A 21,651-nucleotide genomic window follows, 5' to 3' on the forward strand; every position below is an offset into this window, starting at 1 on the left:
CAATGGAAAATCAAAGAAATCCCAGCATCCTATTGGTGGAAGACGAACCCGCGCTGGCATTGATCATCAAGGACACGCTGGAAGGCGAAGGATTTCAGGTCATACACACCTCCGACGGGTTGCATGGCCTGGATTGTTTCGCGCGTTGCCGACCTGACCTTGTGGTGGCTGACATTATGATGCCCGGAATGGACGGCTTCGAGATGGTCCGTCGTATGCGCCGCGTCGACACCACCACGCCCATCCTGTTCCTTACCGCGCGCTCGTCGTTGAACGATCTGGTCAAGGGCTTTGGCCTTGGCGCCAACGATTATCTGAAGAAGCCCTTCAAGATGCTCGAACTCATCGTGCGGATTAGGGCCTTGCTCGGTCGTCCGACACCTGCCGAGCGCGTTTTGCCGACCGACGCCGAGCCGCCGGTTCTCCATTTCGGCCGCTACACCTTCCAGACCGCCGCGCAACGTCTGATTGACGCCGACGGAGTGGCCCAGGAACTGTCGTACATGGAAAGCGAGCTGTTACGTAGGCTTATCATTGGCTGTGAAACCGTCGTCGAGTTCCGCACGCTCCTTCTCGACCTCTGGCATGACGACAGCCCTTACAACCGCAACAGCCTGCACGTCTTCATCCATAAGCTCCGCCGCCGCCTCTCCGCCGACCCCCATATTCGCATCCTCAACATCCGCAGCTTAGGCTATAAGCTCGTCGTCGAAGGGTAGTGCGTTGACGAACCCGCCCTCATGTGCCCGGCTAACTTCCCCGGCGTCAGCAGGGGGGGGGCGATTACGGATTGTAGAGATTGCGGTCGTAGAAGTCCATGATTTCGATTTCCATGCGGTAAGCGCGGGCTGCGGGGCCGTCGGGATTGATGGCCGCGGATGCCAGATAGTCGTTGATGGCCTCACGGATACGCCCCGCCTTGCGGTGAGCACGTCCGCGGAGGTAAAGCGCCTCGTCGCTGTCGGGGTGAGTGGCTAAGTAGTCGTTAAGAAGCTCGATGGCGTCGGTTATGCGACCTTCGTCAATCCATTGTCTGATTTGATTCATGTGATAGGTGTGTATGATGAGAAAATACAGGTGAAAAGTGGGTGGATAGCGGTGGAGGGGAGGGTCAGAAGCAGCGGATATAGCCGACGGAAAAACTGTCGTAGAGGTTGTCATAAACGCCGTAGCGAAAACGAAGAGAGAGAATGTTTTTGCGGTATTCATACTCGAGCTTGTAGCGGTAGGTAGCGGGATGGTCGCCTGTGTTTTTGTAGCCGCTAAAGCCGGAGTAGTCGGCGGCGAAAGAGACGTTGTAGAGGCGTCCGCTCAGCCCGGCGCCGAAAAGCAGCGCGTCGTTTTGGCGATAGACCGCATCGTTCGTCATCCAGCAATAGAAGCCGAGCATGCCCTGTAGTCGGAGTGCGATGCGGCCTCCGTCGAGTTGGAAGAGGTCGCGTCCGGCAGTGGCATCGAACCAGTACGAGGCCGCGTCGGTGTATCTCGCGTCGGCCAACCGATTGCCGCTGGCCGTCTTGAGATTGGCGCTGAGCATCAGATCGAGCCAGCGGTCGCTACGGACCACTTGATAGAAGGATCGGAGGATAAAGTCGCCAATGCAATACTCCGGCGGACGACGCTCGGCGGCATGTCTACGGAGCTGCGTGGTGCGTGACATCTGATACGTTTCACCCACGACACCGCTCATCTCTACGCCTGCGCGTCCGTCGGCTATGGGGATAAAGAGACGCGCAAAGAGATCGGCCGTGCGATCGCCGGCTGCTTCGTGATACTCGCCGCGCAGCTCCAGCTCCCATCGCTTACCGATACGCCCGTCAGTGAGCTCTGAAAGAGGGAAAGCGTTCGGGCCAAAATATCGAGGCGTGTAGTTCAGGAGCTTCATGCGCTCCCGCCAATCCATCCAGACGCCATCCTCTTCTATTCCGGAGGGGTCGGACTGTGCCATTGCGGCGAAGTGCGTCGTAATGATCATCATCCAAGTGATCACGCTGACAGTAATCCATCTATTCATTTCGTTACCATAAAAACGGGCGCAAAGAAAAGGAATATGCCAGAAGCTGTTTGGGTTTTTTTTGCGGTTACGGCATCTGTGGCCTGGTGGGGCGCGGCGGGGCGGCTGTTAGGGGATGGACGAGCGGCGGGGTGTCGCCGGATCGAGTGGTAAGGCATCGACGAAGGGAGGGCCGTCATCAGTCGAACGGAGCCGGCTTGGATGAAGGTATCGCTATAGACGGCGGAAGCGGTGTCGCTTATACGGTATGGTGAGGTTTTGTAGCCGATAGAAAAACCTCTTCAGCAAGATGTATGGCCCTTATTTTATACATCATCGTCTCTTAGGCTTAGTGCATAGGCTATACGCCTTATATAAATCTAGCTTATACGAAGTGTCTACGAAAACAATACGCAGGAATCTATTCATAGACAGTGTGTATTTGTATACATTATGCTCTCATCTTTACTTATACACAGTGGATATGTATTATATACGACGGATATTATACTTAGGCATGGTGTATGAGTATAAAATACGGCGGAAAATACACTCATACAGTATGTGTATGATAAAACGACGACGGATGGAAAACTTAGACAGGGTGTATAAGCCAGTATGACGCACGAATGTATGAGCTTGCATAATGTAGGAGTCTGTTAGGCAAAGGATTGTACAAGCATACATGGTGACTATATGAGAAATTGGACGGATCTTATTGTCTCATAAAGTGTATATATCTGGCCTATGAAGGAGAGAAAGGCTATACCTTGTTCTATCTTTGCGCCGTAAAACTATTGGGAGGTAACTCATGGACGATGAGAAAATCTTTTTGCCGGATGCCGTACAGATTGATGTGGATGGCATCTCACATTTCAGCTCGAACGAGCACGCCGGGATGAATGACGAATTGTTCATACTGGTGGCGAAGGCAGGGGAGGAATTGTTGCTACTGCCTAAGGAATTGATGGCACGGTGGGAGGCGGCCATCAAAGCGGAGATGGGGCATGTGAAAGGCAGGCGGGGGTCGGAACTGACAAAACAGCTGAGGGAGCTGGATCGCGAGCGGGTGAAAATGCTTGTCAACCTGTTCGACATGATCCGTGGAAATCGCCATTCGCCGATCGAGGCGCAACGGAAGGCGTCCGAACGGCTGACCCTGAAACTGGGGCGATTTAGGCGCACACGACGGTCGATGTCAGGGCCGCTGCGGTCGGTAGACATTGAAAGCATCGAGCTTCACCTCAACGAATTGGCGGCTGACGTGGAGACGCTCGGGCTCAAGAAGACGGCCGATCGACTGCATGAGTTGAACGAGCGTTACCAGGTGATGACGAGGCAACGAACCGACGAGGCGCTGGCACAAAAACGGCGGCCCATGACTGAGCTGCGCCCGCTGACGGACGAGATCTTCGCTATGGTGCGCCGGTATGTGGAAGCCAGTTATCTCTTCGCGAAAACGGATGCGGATCGGGCCAAAATCTACCAGCTGGTTATGACGATGAATCGCGTGACGTCTGAGCGCCGTGCGGGATTCCGGGAGAGCCAGACGAAGCGGCGGCAGGCCCGGTTGGAGCGCCAAAAGACAGCGACGGAGGGGCAGGCGTGAGGACGATTTACGACGCGGCCGAGCGGGTCGATGGGCGCAAGTTGGCCGCCACGGTGGGCTTTTTTGACGGTGTGCACGCGGGCCATCGGTCGCTCATCGCGCAGCTTCGGGAGGCGGCTGCGGAGCGCGGATTGGCGTCGGCGGTGTTCACCTTTCCGGTGCATCCGCGGCGCGTGTTGCAGGCGGATTATCGGCCGCAGCTGCTAGATACTTTCGAGGAAAAGCTGGCGCGGATCGGGGAGACGGGCGTGGATTATTGCGCTGTGCTGGACTTCACGCCTGTGCTGGCACGGCTGACGGCGCGCGAGTTCATCGAACGATTAGCGGCGGAGTGGGGCGTCAGCACGCTGGTCGTGGGCTACGATCACCGCTTTGGGCGCGATCGCGCGGAGGGGTTTGAGGCGTATGTGGCGCATGGGCGCACGGTGGGTATGGAAGTCGTACGAGGCGTACCTTATCTACTCGAGGATAGGACGGCGGTCAGTTCGTCACGGATTCGGGCGCTGCTCACGGAATGTCGGGTGGAGGAGGCCGCGCGAATGCTGACCGTGCCCTATCGGTTGCGTGGGCATGTGGTCGGCGGGCAGCAGATCGGGCGAACGATGGGCTTCCCGACTGCCAACCTGTCAGTCGACGAACCGCTGAAGGTGCTTCCGGGCGATGGCGTGTATGCCGTTCGGGCGTGGCTGCGTGGCACGGCCTATCGGGGGATGCTCTCGATCGGCAACCGGCCGACGATCGGCAACCGGCCGACAGCAGTGGAGGTACACCTACTCGGTTTCTCGGGCGACGTGTATGGCGAGACGATCGAGGTGGAGTTCATCCGCCACCTGCGGAACAATCGCCGCTTTGACAGTTTAGACGCACTGCGCGAACAGCTGGAGCGCGACCGCGAAACAGTGGCCGGCCTGCCGATCGACGGCGTCGGGGAGGCCGAGAGGTGCTGAGAAAGATCTTAGCAACAGTCGGCACGCGGTACGTGATCGCGGCGCTGAACTTGGCGCTGATGCTCATCAACAGTCGCGTGCTGGGGCGTCACGACATGGGCGTGGCGGGCGTAGTGTTCGCCTCGGCCAATGTGGCAGTAATGTTGGCCAGTGTGCTATGTGGGAACACGATCGTGTACTTCATGCGTTCGAAACGGCTCAGCGTAGTCGTCAGTGCGGCCTACGTGTGGGCGCTGGTGGGATCGGGTGTAGCCTGCGGCACAATGGCGGCCGTGGGGATGCTTCCGACGGGGCTTGGCGGGGTCGTCTTCGGGCTGGCGGTGCTGCTTTCGTTGGTCAATGTCCATCTGCGCGTACTACTCGGCTGGGATCGGATCCGAGCTTTCAATGCCGTGTTTCTCGTTCAGGGCGCGGGACTGTTATTCGTGTTACTCGGACTCTATTACGTGGCAGGGCTGAAAAATCTGGGGGGATATATGCGGGGGCTTTTCCTGACAAACTTGGCCGCGTGGGCGGTGAGTCTTGTGCTCTTGCTACGCGGTGTGACGCGGCCGAAGGGCGGACTATCCGTCAAGGCGTGGCTGCGCGACACGAGCGAGATGTTCCGCTACGGCCTGTGGAGTAGCGTGGACAATTTGGCAGAGAATCTTTCCGCGCGGCTGAACTACTTCTTTCTGCAACACTTCGGCGGCTACGGCAGCGTGGGCCTGCTGGACGTGGGGACACGCGTCTCGGAGAGCCTCTGGCACGTCAGCCATGGGGTGAGCTTCATTGCCTACAGCGAGATCACGCGGGCCACAGAGGCAGAACGCCGTCGGCTGACGGCCGTGCGACTGCTGGGACCGACGGTGGCCGTGCTGGCGGTGGCGATGGGCGCGGTGTTGTGTATCCCGGAGTGGGTGTACACCGAGGTGCTGTTCACGCAGGAGTTTGCGGGCATACGCGACGTCATCACGGGGCTGTCGGTGGGCATCGTGGCCTTCGGGGGGAACCGGATCCTGAGCCATTATTTCATCGGCACGGGGCGGGTGCGAGTGAGCGCGGCGTGCTCGTTGGTGGGATTGGTGCTACTGTGCGTGGCGGCTGCGGTACTGGTGCCACGGTGGGGCGTGACGGGCGCGGCGGTAGCGTCGAGTGTAGCGTATGTCGGTATGCTGACGTTTTCGATCGTGGTGTTCCTTCGGATCACGGGAACGAAAGTGATGGAGTTGCTGCCCGATCCGGTGTCGATCGTCCGGCGGATCCGAGCGCGTCGCCAAGGCTAACCTCGCCCGACTGTTTTTCATCTTTAGTTATTCAATTGCTTATGGCTGAAGCCAAACAAATTCAAGCGCTGGAGCAGGAGCGCATACCTCGCCTGCTATTCAATTATGCCCTGCCCGCAGTGGTTGGAACGGTGGTCAACTCGTTGTACAACATCGTGGATCGGATCTTCATCGGTCAGGGCGTGAGCGAATATGCGCTCTCGGGACTGGCGATCACGTTCCCGATCCTCCTCTTCCTGCAAGCCTTCGGTATGCTGGTTGGCGCCGGTGCATCGGTGCGGGTATCCATCCTGCTTGGGCAGCGCAATACCCCTCGGGCAGAGCAGACACTCGCCAACGCCGTCTATCTCACGCTCGTCACACAGATCCTTACCATCATCCCGTGCTACATCTATATGGAGCCGCTGCTGCGACTCTTCGGTGCCAGCGACCGCACGTTGCCCTACGCCGTGGAGTATCTGCGGATCGTCATCCCGGCCAACTTCTTCGCCGCCTTCAGCTTCGGTTACAACGCCATCATGCGCGCCTCGGGCTACCCGCGCAAAGCCATGACAACGATGCTCCTCAGCGCGCTGATCAATGTGGTGCTGGACTATGTCTTTATCTATCCGATGGGCATGGGCATCCGCGGCGCGGCCATCGCCACAGCTATAGCAATGGTGATCTGTGCCGTCTACGTCTTGGCGCACTTCTTCCTGCCGGGTAGTGTCGTGCGGTTTCGTCGGGCAGCCTTCCGTCCGTCGTGGGCCATCGTGCGGGCCATCACGGCCATCGGCATCGCCCCCTTCGCCATGCAGCTGACGGGTAGCGCGGTGAACGTGCTCATGAATCGCTCGTTCGTGGCATATGGCACGACTCCCGAGGAGTCCGATCTGGCCATCGGCGCCTTTGGCATCATCAGTAGTTATGCCATGCTGATCGTCATGCTGATCCTTGGTGTGGCGCAGGGCATGCAGCCCATCGTGGGCTTCAATTACGGTGCGCGCCACATGCACCGCGTGCGCATGGCCTACGCTTACAGTGCGGGCACGAACCTCTTCTTCAGCTTCGTCGGCTTTGCCGTAGCCATGCTCTATCCGCGGGCCATCGTCAGCCTCTTCACCACCAGCGAACCCTTGATCGCACTCTGCACGACAGCCCTGCGCATCGGTATCATGGGCGTTTCGCTCATCGGATTCCAGATCACTACCACGCAACTCTTCCAAAGCATCGGCTTCAGTCGGTTGGCCATCTTCCTCAGCCTGACGCGCCAGCTCATTTTCCTTGCCCCCGCGCTGCTGATCCTGCCGCGCTTCCTCGGCCTCGACGGCGTATGGTGGAGCCTACCTGTCAGTGACATGGCCGCAGTTGGTGTTGCGGTAGTGCTGATCATCAGTCGTTGGAAGTTGCTTGAGGGCACGGAGGCGAAGACGGTCGACGCGTTGCCGGAGGAATGAGAGCGACATCTCCACCGTCCTTTATTCGCCGTGTTCGCGGCGCCAAGAAATGTTGCGCGGGTGATGCTCGATGATTTCACGGCGGAGCGCCTCGCGGTCAAGGTGGGTATAGATCTCGGTGGCGGTGATCGTCTCGTGGCCCAACATCATCTGGATACCGCGCAGGTTGGCGCCGCCCTCGAGCAAGTGTGTCGCGAAGGAATGGCGAAAGGTGTGGGGGCTGATGGTCTTCGTGATACCGGCCAATGCGGCGTACTCCTTGACGATCTTAAAGACCATGACGCGTGAGAGCGATCGGCCGTGCGGATTGACAAAGAGAATGTCCTCGAAACCGTTGGCCGAGGCGATGGCGAGTCGGTCGGGCAGGTAGTTGCGGATCTCATTGAGAGCCGTCCGCGAGATCGGCACCAAGCGCTCCTTGTTGCCCTTGCCGAGGACACGGATATAGCCCTCGTCGAAGTGAACGTCCGGGTAACGCAAGCCGGTCAATTCCGATACACGTAGGCCGCAGCTATAGAGCACCTCGATCATGGCACGGTTTCGTCGGCCGGAGGGCGTGGACACGTCGATCGTGGCGAGGATACGATCGATCTCGCCGACGGCCAAGACTTCGGGCAGCCGTCGACCAATCTTGGGCGATTCGAGCAGCTGCGTCGGATCGTTTTGGAGATAGCCCTCGAGAACGAGATAGCGATAAAAGGACCGGATGCCAGAGATGATCCGTGCCTGCGAGCGTGCCGAGATACCGGCGTCGTAGAGTTGGGCAACGAACTGCTGCAAATCGGCGTAAGTAACCTCCCGCACCGACCGCCCCTCGACAGCCACGAAGCGGAAGAGCTTGTCCAGGTCGCTGACATAGGCCTCCACGGTATTTTTTGACAGTCCGCGCTCGAGGCGGAGATAGATCTCATACATTTTGACCGGATCGTCTGTCGGCCACTCTTTTACTTGCATATTTTACGTATTGCGATAAGTCCATGACTGGGAAACGTGGCAAGGCGTGCGTGGTCAGCGACACGGGGTGCCCCGGCCGCCATGTTCCAACGTCTCCTTACTTTTGCGCGTCTCCAAAAAGCGACAAATATTAGAAGGAAATGAAGAAGATACTGATCATCAACGGGCCAAACCTAAACCTCTTGGGGCGGCGCGAACCAGACGTGTACGGAAATACTTCGTTTGAGGCTTACCTCGACCAAATCCGAGCAGATTTTCCGCAGTACGAAATCACCTCCTACCAAAGCAACATCGAAGGCGAACTGATCAACAAGATCCACGAGGCAGGCTTTTCGAGCGACGGGATCGTGCTCAACGCCGGCGCCTATACCCACACCTCGATCGCATTGCACGACGCCATCCGCGCCGTCACTACACCGGTGATCGAAGTGCATATATCTAATGTATACACCCGAGAAGCCTTTCGCCATCACTCCTGCATAGCCGCTGCCTGTCGCGGGGTGATTGCAGGATTCGGGTTGGCGTCGTACAGGTTGGCCTTGGAAGCATTCAAATAGTTCTCTTCAAACGGATACGCAAATCCTCTCCAATTATCATTCACCATCGGGCGGACACTCTGCGGTTTGCCCCTAAATACACTCCCCAAACAATGAAGCATACCAAAATAGTAGCCACGATCTCGGACCAGCGTTGCGAGGTCGATTTTATCCGCTCGCTTTACGAAGCGGGTATGAATGTCGTGCGTCTCAACACGGCGCACATGAATGAGGAAGGTCTGCACCGCGTCGTATCGAACGTGCGCATGGTGTCCGGACGCATCGGCATCCTCATCGACACCAAGGGCCCCGAAATACGTACCACCCCCTGTGCCGCCCCGATCGAGTTTCGGACGGGCGATCGCGTCATCATGCAGGGCCGTCCCGACGGAGAGACCACCCATGAGTGCATCTGTGTCTCCTATCCCGATTTTGTCAAAGATCTCTCGGCCGACAGCGACATTCTCATCGATGATGGCGATCTGGAGCTGAAGGTGATCGAAAAACAGGCCGAGCAATTGATTTGCGAGGTGCAGAACAACGCCACTCTCGGCAGTCGCAAGAGTGTCAACGTGCCCGGCGTACGGATCAATCTGCCGTCGCTAACCGAAAAGGATCGGCGCAACATCGAATGGGCCGTTGCCAATCGGCTGGACTTCATTGCTCACTCCTTCGTCCGTAGCAAGGAGGACGTGCTGGACGTCCAAGAGATCCTCGACGCGCACAAGAGTCCCATCAAGATCATTGCTAAGATCGAGAACCAGGAGGGCGTGGACAACATCGACGAGATTCTCAAAGCCACCTATGGCGTGATGGTGGCCCGTGGCGACCTCGGTATCGAGGTCCCGGCGGAGAAGATCCCCGGCATCCAGCGTATGCTGATCCGCAAGTGCGTGGAAGCCAAGAAGCCGGTCATCGTAGCCACACAAATGTTGCACTCGATGATCAACAATCCCCGCCCGACCCGCGCCGAGGTGACCGATATCGCCAACGCCATCTATTACCGCACCGACGCGTTAATGCTGAGCGGTGAGACGGCCTATGGCAAATACCCCCTCGAGGCGGTGCAGATGATGGCACGCGTAGCCTACGAGACCGAGCAGACGAAGCTCTTAGCCAACGACATTCGCGTTCCCATCAAGGGCGACGATCTCGACGTGACGTCCTTCCTGGCCAAGCAAGCGGTTAAGTCGTCCTCCAAGCTCGGCGTACGTGCCATCATCTCCGACAGCTATTCCGGCCGCACGGCGCGTTACTTAGCCGCCTTCCGCGGGGAGGCCACGGTCTTCGCCATCTGCTATCGCCCCGAGGTCATGAGAATGCTCTCCCTCTCGTTTGGCATTTGGGCCGTGTTTCAGCCGTGGCAGGTCAGCCGCCGCGAATACTATCACGATGCGCTGAAGCAACTCATCGACCGCCAACTGATCACCGAGGAGGACAAGGTGGCCTACCTCAGCGGCAGTTTCGGCGAGGGCGGGGGCACGACCTTCCTCGAGATCAACGACGTGAAACGTGTCCTGCGCGCCAAAGACGAGTACCAGTTGCCCACCTTCTGAGCCACGGAGCGGATTCGCCTTCATGCTCACCGACACCTACGTGCCCATTGCTGAAGAGATCGAGGCCTACGCTCTCGATCACTCGGACGCAGAACCTCCGCTGCTGGCTCGCCTCAACCGAGACGCGCACGTGAAACTGTTGCGGCCGCGCATGATTGCCGGTCACTTACAAGGGCGGGCATTGAAGATGTGCTGCCGCATGATGCGCCCGAAGCGTTTGCTGGAGATCGGCACCTATACCGGCTACGCCACGTTCTGTTTGGCAGAGGGCACGGACCCGGACGCCGAAATCCACACGGTGGAGATTAACGACGAGATGGAGCCATTCTTCCGCACCTATTGGCAGGAGCACCCTGACCGCATGAAGATCCACCCCCATTGGGACGACATACGGAGGGTGCTCCCCCAGCTTGGGCCCGAGCCGTTTGACTTGGTCTACATCGACGCGGATAAGCGCGACTACTGCGCCTACTATGACCTCGTCTTCCCCCTTGTCCGCCCCGGCGGGTTGATCCTGGCCGACAACACGCTCTGGTCTGGAAAGGTCGTGAAGGAGGATGCCACCCATACGGACACTCAAACGCGTGGTATTATGGCCTTTAACGAGCTGATACGGAATGACAACCGTGTCGAAAAAGTGTTGCTCCCCCTACGCGACGGTCTGACCGTGATCTGGAAAAAGTAGGGCGGAGGTGCCACGATGGGCAGATCTGTCAAGAAAGAAGATGTCCCTGTGGCGGCGAATCCGTTCGTAGTCCCGTTGGGCTATCCCTGAGGGGGGACGATTGACGTCCTCACCCAGTGCATCTCAGTTTTAGCGTTTCACTTTTAGATTTTAGATCAGGCGGAGGAAGTTCTCGTGATGATAAATCCCATCCCCACCCAGAATGTCCTCGCCTTAGCGTTTCACTTTTAGAATTTAGATCAGGCGGAGGAAGTTCTCGTGATGATGAATCTCGTCCCCACCCAGAATGTCCTCGCCTTAGTTTCTCACTTTTAGATTTTAGATAAGATGGAAGGAACCCGATTGAATAAGATAGGAAGACTGCTACAGAAAGAGTTAGGCGACCTCTTCCTCCGACAGACCAAAGCGCTGCCTGGGACACTCGTCTCGGTGAGTGCCGTGCGCGTCAGTCCGGATTTGAGTGTGGCCAAGGTCTACCTCAGTATTTTCCCCACCGAAAAGGCGGACGAGCTGATGGGCGCTATCGAAACCAACAAGAAGACCATTCGATACGACCTCGGCCAACGCGTTCGCCTCCAGCTCAGGAGAATACCCGAGCTGATCTTCTATCGCGACGACTCGTTGGACTATGTCGAAAACATCGACCAACTGTTGAACAAATAGCATTGATTAGACAAGGGCGAACCCATGCGTCTACCCCTCAGCGTGTACCGATCGCGGATCGGCGTGCAGTGGGCGGACCCATCGGTTCGCCCTTCGTGTGTGGTTACCCCTCGATATTCTCGCTGGTTTATGGACGGCCGATCCGCCCCGCTTTCCCGTCCTCGAAAAGGATGGGACTTAAAAATGTACCCCCTAACCCTTAGCCGACACGAATCGGAAAGATCACCTCTTTGGCTTTCTCATCCCCAAAAAGGATGGGATTCAAAAATGTACCCGCAAACCCTTAGCCGACACGAATCGGAAAGAGCGACCCTTGGGCTTTCCCGTCCTTGGTGGGGAGGATTAGGGGGCGTATGCAATACGCCCCTACCTTGCTGGAAGGAAGAAAGAACCATCCTTGGGCTTTCCCGCCCTTGGCGAGGAGAGCGAGAGGCGGATATTTTTGCGACCTGTCCTTACTCATTTTTAGTGACCATTACCCCCAGACTTACTTTTCATTTTTAGTTTTTCGAAACCCGTGAACCTACCTCTCTTCATCGCCAGGCGCTATCTGTTGGCTAAGAAGTCGCACAACGCCATCAACATCATTTCTATGATTTCTGTTTGCAGCGTGGCTGTGGCCACCGTCGCGCTGGTCTGTGTGCTGTCCGTCTTCAATGGATTTCACGATCTCGTGGCCTCCATGTTTGGCCACTTTGATCCTGATCTTAAGATTACGGCCGTAGAGGGTAAGGTGTTCATTCCCAACACCGACGCGATGCGCTCGGTGCGTGCCTTGCCCCAGGTGGAAGCCGCCACGGAGGTGTTGCAAGAGAACGTGCTCCTCCGCTACGGCGGTCGTCAACAGATAGCCGTGGCCAAGGGCGTAGACAGCGCCTTCGAGCGCACCGTAGACCTTGGATCGGTGCTTATCGACGGGCGTTATGCGCTGAATGAGGGCGGGACGGACTATGCCATTCCCGGCATTGGACTGGCGTCCACCCTGGGCGTCAATGCGTCCTTCACCGATCCGATCGAGATCTATGCCCCCAAGCGTGAAGGACGCGTCAGCGCGTCCCAGGCTGCGACCTCATTCCAGATCGAATACGCCTACGTCAGCGGAGTCTTCTGCATCGACCGTCCGGAGTACGACGCGAATTACCTGATCCTGCCTATCGACTTAGTGCGCAACATGTTGCACTACGATGCGGGCGAGGTGTCGGCTCTCGAACTTAAGCTGAAACCCGGGGCCCGGGTCGGCGACCTCAAGCAGCAGATCCAGCAGAGGCTGGGCCAAGGCTTCCGCATTGAAGACCGTTTCGAGCAGCAGGAAGCGTCGTTCCGCATGATGCAAATCGAGAAATGGATGACCTTTCTCATCCTCGCCTTCATCCTTACCATCGCTCTGTTTAACGTAGTCAGCTCGCTCTCCATGCTCATCATCGAGAAGGAAGACGATGTGCAGATGCTGCGCAGTATGGGCGCCAGCCAGCGTTTGATTCGCCGCATCTTCCTCTACGAAGGATGCATGATTCCGCTCTTGGGCGCCGTCGTGGGCATAGCTATCGGCGTCGCGCTTTGCCTTGTGCAGCAGACGTTTGGTCTCATCCGGCTCGGGGAGACGGGGGCCTTTGTCAGCGACCAGTATCCCGTGCGCGTGTCGCCCTGGGATCTGCTGGCCATCTTCGTCACCGTGGTTGCGATCGGTGGGCTCACGTCGTGGTACCCCGTTCGCTCGGCCGCTCGACGGTGGGCCGTGACCATGCCCAAGGCCGCCGCGGCGAGTCTGCTGTTGTTCGGGCTGCTGGCTACGGCGAGCTGCTCGGGCGGCGGAGGACAGTCGGCCGACGATAGCCATCGCGTGTCCGTAACGATAGAGGCGCAGCGCTACTTTGCCGAGCGCATCGGAGGCGCGCATTTCACGATCCACACCGTAGTGCCGCCCGGGCAAAGTCCGGAAACGTTCGACCCCACGCCTCAGGAAATGATGGCCGTGGCCCGTAGCCGCGCCTATCTGCGTGTCGGACGCATCGGGTTTGAGCAGGTCTGGATGCCGACCATTGTGGAGCAAAACCCGCATTTGCAAGTCTTCGACCTCTCCCAAGGCATTCGTTGGATCGATAGCGATCCCTCCGCGCACGACCAGCACGCACACGGCGGGGGCGACCCGCACATCTGGAACGCGCCTGCCACCGCACGTCAGATGGCCGAAAACACCCTCCGCGCCTTTTGCCTCCTCGACACGGCGCACACCGCTGTCTACCGAGCGGCCCACGCCTCGCTCGTGGCCGAAATCGACTCCACCGACGCCGCCCTGCACGCGATGCTGGACACACTCACCCACCGCACGTTCATCATTTACCACCCGGCGCTGACCTACTTCGCCCAGGCGTACCACCTCAAGCAGCTGGCGATAGAAATCGACGGCAAGGAGCCCTCGGCCGCCTCGATGAAAAAACTCATCGACGAAGCCCGGGCCCAGCACGTGCGAGTCGTTTTTGTACAGCGCGAGTTCGACCGCAAGCACGCCGAATCCGTTGCCAGAGAGATCGGTGCCCGCGTAGTCGTTATCGACCCCCTTTCAGCCCAGTGGAAAGACGAGATGCTCAAAATCGGACAGGCGCTAACAAAGTGACCCCAACAGACAATCCCATTCCCAGTCATTTTGAGTATCCCGAAAAGTTGTCCGACGCCCCTAGCGCCTTGATTTTCTTTCGCCTTCTTTTCTTTCATCAAAAACAAACCGGCGCTAACAAAGTACGAGTGGTTCGCCATCAATTATTAAGCAGTTATTCGGTACCCGGTGGCGTTCCCTGTCAAGGGGACGCCTGTAGGGGCGTATTGCATACGCCCTTCTATCATTCCCGCAGGGAATGTTTGAGAGTAGGTGGATACTTCGTCCCCTTCCGGGGTACGTATAAGAGGGCGTATTCAATACGCCCCTACCCTGCCGGCAGGAAAAAGAATCAGTGCCCCTCAGACCTTCCCATCCCTATTAGTTTTAAGAAAACATACACATCCCACCAACCCATCCCCATCAAAAAAATCAATCAATGTCCCTCCGTCTTTCCCATCCCCATTAGTTTTAAGAAAACATACATCTCCCACCAACCCATCCCCATCAAAAAAATCAATCAGTGCCCCTCAGGCCTTCCCCTCCCTATCCATTTTTCGAATTTAGCTCATCACACCCTATGCTTCTCGTTCAAATAAACCATGTAACGGCCGGTTACGACTCCCAAAAAGACGTGCTAATCGATGTCTCTCTCCAGATTGCAGAGCGCGACTTCCTCTGCATCGTAGGCCCCAACGGCGGCGGCAAAACAACCCTCCTGCGCGTCCTGCTCGGGCTGCTCAAGCCACGCATCGGCGCCGTGAATTTCTATCGCGACGGCCAACCCATTCCCAAACTCCCCGTGGGCTACCTGCCTCAGGTCAACGCTATCGATCGCCGATTCCCGATCTCAGTCGCCGAGGTCGTCGCCTCCGGATTCCTAGCCGAGACACGTGGGCGGCGCTGTTCGGCCGAGCAACGCCAACGCGTGGAGGCAGTCATCGACCGTATGGGACTCAACAACTTAGCCCGCCGACCTATCGGCGAGCTCTCCGGCGGCGAACTCCAACGCACGATGCTTGGGCGCGCCATCGTGGCCCACCCGCGCTTGCTCGTTTTAGATGAGCCGAACACGTATATGGACCGTCGCTTTGGCGATACGTTAGGCGACCTGCTGTCGGAGATCAATCGCGAGGCGGCTGTCGTACTCGTCTCGCACGACCCCGGCGCCCTCCGGCCACTGATCAAAAACATGGCCTTTGTACGTCGCCAACTCCGCTACGTTCCGGGAAACGACCTCTCCGCCGTTAGCCTCGACAGCGAAGAATCTGAATCTATGGATTAGCCGCTCTCGAAAATCCGCCCAGTTTGTGGAACACGCAAGCCGGACGAATCCCATCCCCACCAAGGACAGGATTCGCCCGGCTTTCTTATTTCCCGTCCTCAGTAAGTATATGGAAAACACGTACTTCATCTTTTCCTTACCCGTCAAGGAAGAGAAAGCTGTAACTATATTTATCCCATCCTCGGCGAGTTTTCGATAGCTGTGGCCATATTCATCCCATTCCCGCCGGGTTTTTGATAGCTGTGGCCATATTCATCCAATCCTTGGCGGGTTTTCGATAGATATGGCCATATTCATCCCATCCTTGCCGGGTTTTCGGTGAAAATGGCCATATTCGCCTAATCCCCGCCGGGTTTTCAGTGAAAATGGCCATATCCATCCAATCCTCGCCGGGTTTTCAGTGAAAATTGCCATATCTGTCCAATCCTCGCCGGGTTTTCAGTGAATATGGCTATATCCGTCCAATCCTCGCCGGGTTTTCAGTGAAAATGACCATATCCGTCCAATTCCCGCCGGGTTTTCGGTGAATATGACCATATTCCCCTAATCCCCGCCGGGTTTCGCGTACATTCATACAATTTTTAATGGTTACTTGTCGAGGTTTGCGTGGCATTAGTCACACCCATCCGATCCTCGGCGGGTTTCATGTGCTCCCATACAAATTTTAACGGTTACTTGTCGAGGTTTGTATGGCATTGATCACACCCATCTAATCCTCGGCGGGTTTTACGTGCTCCCATACAAATTTTAATAGTCTCCCACCGAGATGGAGTTGGTCGCAAAGACATACACCCAAAAACCTGACGAGTTTCAAATACACCCAATAAATGGGAATCAGATTTTTGATCCGTATAGGTAGGGGCGTATTGCATACGCCCCAGCGCGTACCGGGTTTGAGATTCATCGTCCAAAGTGGAATCAAATTTTTGATTCGTATTCGTAGGGGCGTATTGTATACGCCCCAGTACGTACCGGGTTTGATGGGCATTATGATCCATACAATCCATTCTTTTTCGGGAATAAGATTCAATAAATACGTATTTATCAGGTATTTATCCAATATAGGTATGGGCATATTGCATACGCCCAAGAACGTATCAGGTTTGATGGGCATTATGATCCATACAATCCATTCTTTTTCGGGAATAGGATTCAATAAATACGTATTTAATATGTACTTATCCCGAATGGGAACCACCGAATCCATATGTTACCGATCTTTGTCGCGTTTCTGATTCATCTTCTTGACCGCATCAGGCTACACGTTTCGATTATGAGCTTAGACGAACAAAACATCATGTATCTTCCCGGCGTCGGGCCGCGGCGCGCCGAGATCCTCAAAAAGGAGATCGACGTGACAACCTACGACGACCTGCTCCATTATTTCCCTTATCGGTATGTGGATCGCAGTCGCATCTACACCGTGAGCGAGCTCGAGCATATCGTGTCCGGACACAGCGACCGGGTGCCCTTCGTACAGCTTCGGGGGCGCATCACGGGTTACCAAGCCTCCGAGGAGGGGCGAGCGAAGCGACTCGTGGCCCGCTTTGCTGACAGTACCGGCGCGGTGGATCTGGTTTGGTTCCACGGCCAAAAATTTATCCTCGATAAGTATCCGCCAGGGCGGGAGTATCTCATTTTTGGTCAGCCGAAGGAGTACATGCATGAGTTCTCATTCATCCATCCCGAGATCGACCCGGCCGACCGTGCCGCGCGGGTCTCCGGCGGCCTCGTTCCGATGTACCACACCACCGAGCTTATGAAACGTGCCACGCTTCACTCGCGTGCGATCCGTGATCTCATCTACACGCTCTTGAACACAGTCAGTGGGGGCCTGCCCGAGACGCTCCCGGCGTGGATCCTTGAGGAGCGCGCGCTGGCACCGCTCACTGAGTCTATGCGGCAGATCCACTTCCCCGAATCAGCCGAAAAGCTCCGAGCGGCACAGCACAGGCTCAAATTTGAAGAGCTTTTTTACATCCAGCTCAATATCCTGCGCACGGCGACTCTCCGCCGCAACAAGTTGCAGGGAATCCCTTGCCCACGCGTAGGCAAAGCCTTCAATGCGTTCTATGCCAACCGCCTACCCTTTGCCTTAACCGGCGCGCAAAAGCGGGTCGTGCACGAGATCCACGACGACATGAGGAGCGGAAGGCAGATGAATCGCCTGCTCCAAGGCGACGTGGGTAGCGGGAAGACGCTCGTTGCCCTCATGGCTATGCTCCTGGCCGTGGACAACGGTTGCCAGGCCTGCCTCATGGCGCCCACGGAAATTTTGGCGGGGCAGCATTTTGCCACTTTGCAAGAATTGCTCGGCGACATAGGCGTGCGGGTGGAGCTTCTCACCGGCTCGACGACGAAGCGACGGCGATCGGCGCTGCTTCTGGCCGTGGCCTCAGGCGAGGTGGACATCCTCATCGGCACTCACGCACTCATCGAGGATGCCGTAGTCTTCCACCGGCTTGGTCTCTCCGTCATCGACGAGCAGCATCGTTTTGGCGTCGAGCAACGTTCCAAGCTCTGGGTGAAGAGTACCTACGTGCCGCACGTACTCATCATGACCGCGACGCCCATACCGCGCACCCTGGCCATGACCGTCTACGGCGATCTCGACGTGTCCGTCATCGACGAGCTACCGCCCGGCCGCAAGCCTGTCAAGACCGTCCACCGCTACGACGCCAAAAAGGCCGAGCTGTACACCTTCCTCCGCACCGAGATTGGTCGCGGGCGTCAGGTTTACGTGGTCTACCCCCTGATCGAGGAAAACGAAACAATGGATTACAAGGCCCTCGAGCAGGGCTACGAAACTTTTTGCGAGGTTTTCCCGGAGTGCACCGTCTGCATGGTGCACGGGAAGATGAAAGCGAAAGAGAAGGAGGCCGAGATGCAAAAATTTATCCGCGGAGAGGCGCAGATCCTCGTCGCCACAACCGTCATCGAGGTAGGCGTGAATGTACCGAACGCATCTGTCATGGTCATCGAGAGTGCGGAACGGTTTGGGCTATCGCAACTCCATCAGCTCCGGGGACGCGTAGGCCGGGGTGCCGAACAGTCGTATTGCATCCTGGTGACGGGTTACAAACTGAGCGAGGTTACGCGTAAACGGCTCGGAATCATTGTCTCCACGTCCGATGGTTTCCGCATCGCCGAGGAAGACCTGAAGCTCCGCGGCGCGGGTGATATGGAGGGCACGCAGCAGAGTGGCGACGGCCTATCGCTTCGCATCGCCGATCTGGCTCAGGATGGCGGCATCCTCCGCACAGCCCGCGACGTCGCGTCTCGCATTCTCGACGCCGACCCGAATCTCTCCTCGCCCGAGAACGTCCTACTCAACGCCCGCCTGAATGCCCTCTTTCGTCGGCGCATGAATTGGGGCCTCATCTCCTAAGCCATTCGTAATAAGGATCGGATTCATCCTCCGCCTGTGAATCCTTTCCTGATCCATTTTCTTGAGATCGGACAAACGAAGTCTCTTTTTTTGAGATGTTTTTTCGAGGGGGAGATAAAGGGGAGTCCTTTTCGGGGATACTTTTTTGAGGGGTATCAAATGGGGAATCTTTTTCGGGAGTATTTTTTCGAGGGTGAGGCAAGGAGGAATCTTTCTTGGAGATGTTTTTTCGAGGGATATTCAAGGGAGAATCATTTTCCCAGATACTTTTTTGAGGGCTGGAAAAAGGGGTATCCTTTTCGGGAGTGTTTTTTCGAGGGATATTCAAGGAGGAATCCTTTCTGGAGTATTTTTTCGAAGGTAGGAGAATGGAGAATCTCTTTCGGAGATAATTTTTCGATGGCTGAGAAAAGGGGAATCCTTTTCGGAGATGTTTTTTTGAGGGTAGGGCAAAGGGGAGTCCTTTTCGGGGATACTTTTTTGATGAGGAGGTAAAGAGGAATGTTTTTCGTGGATACTTTTTCGAGGGCAGGGCGAAGGGGAATTACTTTCCCGGACACTTTCTTGAGGGTGGGGGAAAGGTGGTATATTTTTTGAATAGTCTTATCACAGAGCAATTTACGAACAATGAAAACTGAGAAGAAGACAAATGCCGCCAGACTATTGGACAAGGCGGGCGTGATCTATGAGACAGTCCCTTACGAGGTGGACGAGAACGATTTGGCGGCGACACATGTGGCCGAGCAGTTGCATGAGGACATCGCACAAGTTTTCAAGACGCTCGTCCTCCGTGGCGACCGAAACGGACTCTTTGTCTGTGTCATCCCTGGCGATGCCGAGGTAGACTTGAAAAAGGCGGCACGCGTGTCGGGCAATAAGCACGTATCCATGCTACCAATGAAAGAGTTGCTCCCCGCCACAGGTTATATCCGCGGCGGTTGCTCGCCCATCGGCATGAAGAAACCCCTCCCGACCTACATTCACGAGTCCTGTACCCACCACCCACACATCTACGTCAGTGCGGGCCGTCGCGGCCTTCAACTCAAGCTCTCCCCCACCGATCTCGCGACCTTCGTCGGCGCCACCCTGGCCGATCTCGTCGAGGATCGGTAACCGCCCAAACGTAACAAAGGCAGCCGAGGGACATCGCTGTCTCTCTGCTGCCTTTTGATTGCTTCAAGCGGAGCCGATGCGACGCATCAGCCCCCGCCGAATGGCTTCCGGTCAATAGCCGGGGTTCTGCTGGATCTTCCGATTCACATTCGTCTCACCTCTGGGAATGGGAAGGACAATGCGGAAGTAAGTCCGATCAAATTTGCGAGAATCCGGGGTGGTCAGCGTGTAGTGATAGCCCTTTTTCGCTTCGTCTGTATAGCGTACAATCGTCTGATTGTTACGCATGGCATCGAAGAAACGATGGCCCTCGCCAACCAGCTCCTTACGACGCTCGATAAGGATCCTATCTACCGTCGCATCAGCCTCTGACACAGGCGTAGCCTTCGGGTTTGCACGCTGTACGATGGCGTTCAGATACTTTGCGGCCGCCGCCTTATCATTCAGCTTGGCTGAAGCCTCGGCAGCAATCAGATAAGTCTCCGAAAGACGGAGTAGGGGGACGTTATTCAGACGCATTTCTCCCTGACTATTCTCTGGAAACTTATTGATCCAGACCTTATCCGTTCCATACATCTGCTTACGATCCGGGTCACGTGTCTCCATCATAGCCGTCAGGCGCACATCGTTAGGATCGGCCTGTAGCAACTCACAGAATGATTTTGTGGCGATAGCGTCGTTGTATCCATACTCGTTGTACAGGTAGGCAATGCCCTCGCGGTCGGTATAGTCGTCCGTGCTGGTGTTGAGCAACTCGAAGATCATTTCCTTGTTATGCGCACCCGAGGTTTTGTCCCACACGTTAGCAGCATACTCTTCGTTCGTCCAGAGTTTATACGGCGAGTTGTCGATTACCTCCACGGCTTCTTTGCGTGCATTCGCATTGTCGCCCATATAGAGATATACCCTCGCCAAGAGGGCCTTGGCTGTCCAATGATTGATGTAACCGTTCGTCATCGTCTTGTTGAGCTTGTTGTCATCGATAGCCTTGCGTAGATCTTTGACCACTTGCTCATAGACTTCCTTCACGGTGTTTCTCTGTGGCAGGGCACTTGTTGCCAGGGGCTTCAAAACGATAGGTACACCGAGGCTGGCACCGCCATCCATCGTATAAGGATAGCCGTAGACGCGGACCAAATCGAAGTGGATGAGGGCACGCACCACGAGAGCTTCGCTATAGATCCTATCAATGTTAGCTTGTTCACTCTCCACTTTGGGCTTCACCACACTGCCTTCCACAGCAGCAATGATGTTGTTGGCACGCCGAAGGACACGGTAAGGCGTGAACCAGATGTCATCCGCATTGGTAGCCGTGTAACGCATCTCATACATAGGAGCTGTACGCTTACCCGAGACACGTGCCTGCATATCGTCGCCACGCACATCACCGTAGTAGAGCATACGAGCAGCATAATACTGATTATATGTACCGTCACCCTGCAACCCATCGTACATACCGATCCGCGCGGCATTCAGTTTCCCTAAATCCGTCAGGGCATTCTCGGTACCGATACCATCCGATGGCTCCAGATCGAGCCAGTCGCCCGAGCAAGCGTTCAACAACAGTGTGGTGGCTGCAAAGAGGGCGATATTCTTTATCGAAATCCTTTTCATGTTGGTATTCTATT

The 21,651-nt window shown here is 56.4% G+C and carries 17 protein-coding genes and 2 pseudogenes; 15 read left to right on the plus strand and 4 right to left on the minus strand.

Annotation, left to right across the window (positions count from 1 at the left end):
- Positions 1–2: 2 nt before the first annotated feature.
- A complete protein-coding gene (locus C7123_RS10390; RefSeq protein ID WP_069174980.1) occupies positions 3–719 on the plus strand; it encodes a response regulator transcription factor in 717 nt (238 codons plus the stop codon).
- Between the two features lie 64 nt (positions 720–783).
- On the opposite strand, the gene C7123_RS10395 is transcribed toward C7123_RS10390, so the two are convergent.
- Both C7123_RS10395 and C7123_RS10400 read right to left on the minus strand, forming a co-directional pair.
- Complete coding sequence (locus C7123_RS10395) at positions 784–1,047, minus strand: tetratricopeptide repeat protein (protein ID WP_038010691.1); 264 nt, start codon at positions 1,045–1,047, stop codon at positions 784–786.
- A 64-nt stretch (positions 1,048–1,111) separates the two neighbouring features.
- Positions 1,112–2,014, minus strand: a complete 903-nt coding sequence (locus tag C7123_RS10400; protein WP_216820855.1) for a hypothetical protein — start codon at positions 2,012–2,014, stop codon at positions 1,112–1,114.
- A gap of 790 nt (positions 2,015–2,804) precedes the next feature.
- On the opposite strand from C7123_RS10400, the gene C7123_RS10405 reads away from it, so the two are divergent.
- The 4 genes from C7123_RS10405 to C7123_RS10420 are packed head-to-tail and all read left to right on the plus strand — an operon-like array spanning position 2,805 to position 7,250.
- Complete coding sequence (locus tag C7123_RS10405) at positions 2,805–3,602, plus strand: DUF6261 family protein (protein WP_069174981.1); 798 nt, start codon at positions 2,805–2,807, stop codon at positions 3,600–3,602.
- A gap of 5 nt (positions 3,603–3,607) precedes the next feature.
- On the plus strand, positions 3,608–4,549 hold the full coding sequence (gene ribF, locus C7123_RS10410; RefSeq protein ID WP_107490700.1) for a riboflavin biosynthesis protein RibF: 942 nt from the start codon (positions 3,608–3,610) through the stop codon (positions 4,547–4,549).
- Positions 4,543–5,814, plus strand: a complete 1,272-nt coding sequence (locus C7123_RS10415; RefSeq protein ID WP_069174983.1) for a lipopolysaccharide biosynthesis protein — start codon at positions 4,543–4,545, stop codon at positions 5,812–5,814. The genes ribF and C7123_RS10415 overlap by 7 nt, the downstream gene beginning before the upstream one ends.
- A 41-nt stretch (positions 5,815–5,855) precedes the next feature.
- Positions 5,856–7,250 carry an MATE family efflux transporter gene (locus tag C7123_RS10420; RefSeq protein WP_069174984.1) on the plus strand — a complete coding sequence of 465 codons (1,395 nt, stop codon included), beginning with the start codon at positions 5,856–5,858 and terminating at the stop codon, positions 7,248–7,250.
- A 21-nt stretch (positions 7,251–7,271) separates the two neighbouring features.
- Here C7123_RS10420 and xerD read toward each other — a convergent pair whose 3' ends face one another.
- Positions 7,272–8,204 carry a site-specific tyrosine recombinase XerD gene (xerD, locus tag C7123_RS10425; RefSeq protein WP_069174985.1) on the minus strand — a complete coding sequence of 311 codons (933 nt, stop codon included), beginning with the start codon at positions 8,202–8,204 and terminating at the stop codon, positions 7,272–7,274.
- Positions 8,205–8,344: 140 nt separating this feature from the next.
- Between xerD and aroQ the strand changes: the two genes are divergently transcribed.
- From aroQ to ybaK, 10 genes and pseudogenes are all read left to right on the plus strand, one after another.
- Positions 8,345–8,761 (plus strand): type II 3-dehydroquinate dehydratase, encoded by a 417-nt coding sequence (aroQ, locus tag C7123_RS10430; protein WP_037986746.1) that lies wholly within the window; start codon positions 8,345–8,347, stop codon positions 8,759–8,761.
- Between the two features lie 92 nt (positions 8,762–8,853).
- Positions 8,854–10,296, plus strand: coding sequence for a pyruvate kinase (gene pyk / locus C7123_RS10435; protein ID WP_069174986.1), 1,443 nt, complete (start codon positions 8,854–8,856; stop codon positions 10,294–10,296).
- Positions 10,297–10,318: 22 nt separating this feature from the next.
- Positions 10,319–10,981 (plus strand): O-methyltransferase, encoded by a 663-nt coding sequence (locus C7123_RS10440; protein ID WP_037997979.1) that lies wholly within the window; start codon positions 10,319–10,321, stop codon positions 10,979–10,981.
- Between the two features lie 327 nt (positions 10,982–11,308).
- Positions 11,309–11,644: a 30S ribosome-binding factor RbfA gene (gene rbfA / locus C7123_RS10445; RefSeq protein ID WP_037979866.1), complete on the plus strand. Its 336-nt coding sequence runs from the start codon at positions 11,309–11,311 to the stop codon at positions 11,642–11,644.
- Positions 11,645–12,161: 517 nt separating this feature from the next.
- A pseudogene (locus tag C7123_RS13370) lies at positions 12,162–13,373 on the plus strand (FtsX-like permease family protein); the annotation flags it as partial.
- 123 nt (positions 13,374–13,496) lie between these two features.
- Positions 13,497–14,258 (plus strand): annotated as a pseudogene (locus C7123_RS13375) (metal ABC transporter solute-binding protein, Zn/Mn family); the annotation flags it as partial.
- Positions 14,259–14,817: 559 nt separating this feature from the next.
- Positions 14,818–15,522, plus strand: a complete 705-nt coding sequence (locus tag C7123_RS10455) for a metal ABC transporter ATP-binding protein (RefSeq protein ID WP_069174988.1) — start codon at positions 14,818–14,820, stop codon at positions 15,520–15,522.
- A 1,270-nt stretch (positions 15,523–16,792) separates the two neighbouring features.
- Entirely contained in the window at positions 16,793–18,910 is a 2,118-nt protein-coding gene (gene recG / locus C7123_RS10465) for an ATP-dependent DNA helicase RecG (protein ID WP_173897025.1), read from the plus strand.
- Between the two features lie 36 nt (positions 18,911–18,946).
- Positions 18,947–19,405 (plus strand): hypothetical protein, encoded by a 459-nt coding sequence (locus C7123_RS10470; RefSeq protein ID WP_069174991.1) that lies wholly within the window; start codon positions 18,947–18,949, stop codon positions 19,403–19,405.
- Between the two features lie 132 nt (positions 19,406–19,537).
- Complete coding sequence (gene ybaK / locus C7123_RS10475) at positions 19,538–20,023, plus strand: Cys-tRNA(Pro) deacylase (RefSeq protein WP_069174992.1); 486 nt, start codon at positions 19,538–19,540, stop codon at positions 20,021–20,023.
- Positions 20,024–20,134: 111 nt separating this feature from the next.
- On the opposite strand, the gene C7123_RS10480 is transcribed toward ybaK, so the two are convergent.
- Entirely contained in the window at positions 20,135–21,637 is a 1,503-nt protein-coding gene (locus C7123_RS10480; protein ID WP_069174993.1) for a RagB/SusD family nutrient uptake outer membrane protein, read from the minus strand.
- Positions 21,638–21,651: the final 14 nt, after the last annotated feature.

Source organism: Tannerella serpentiformis (assembly GCF_003033925.1).
In the GTDB taxonomy this organism is placed as follows: Bacteria; Bacteroidota; Bacteroidia; order Bacteroidales; family Tannerellaceae; genus Tannerella; species Tannerella serpentiformis.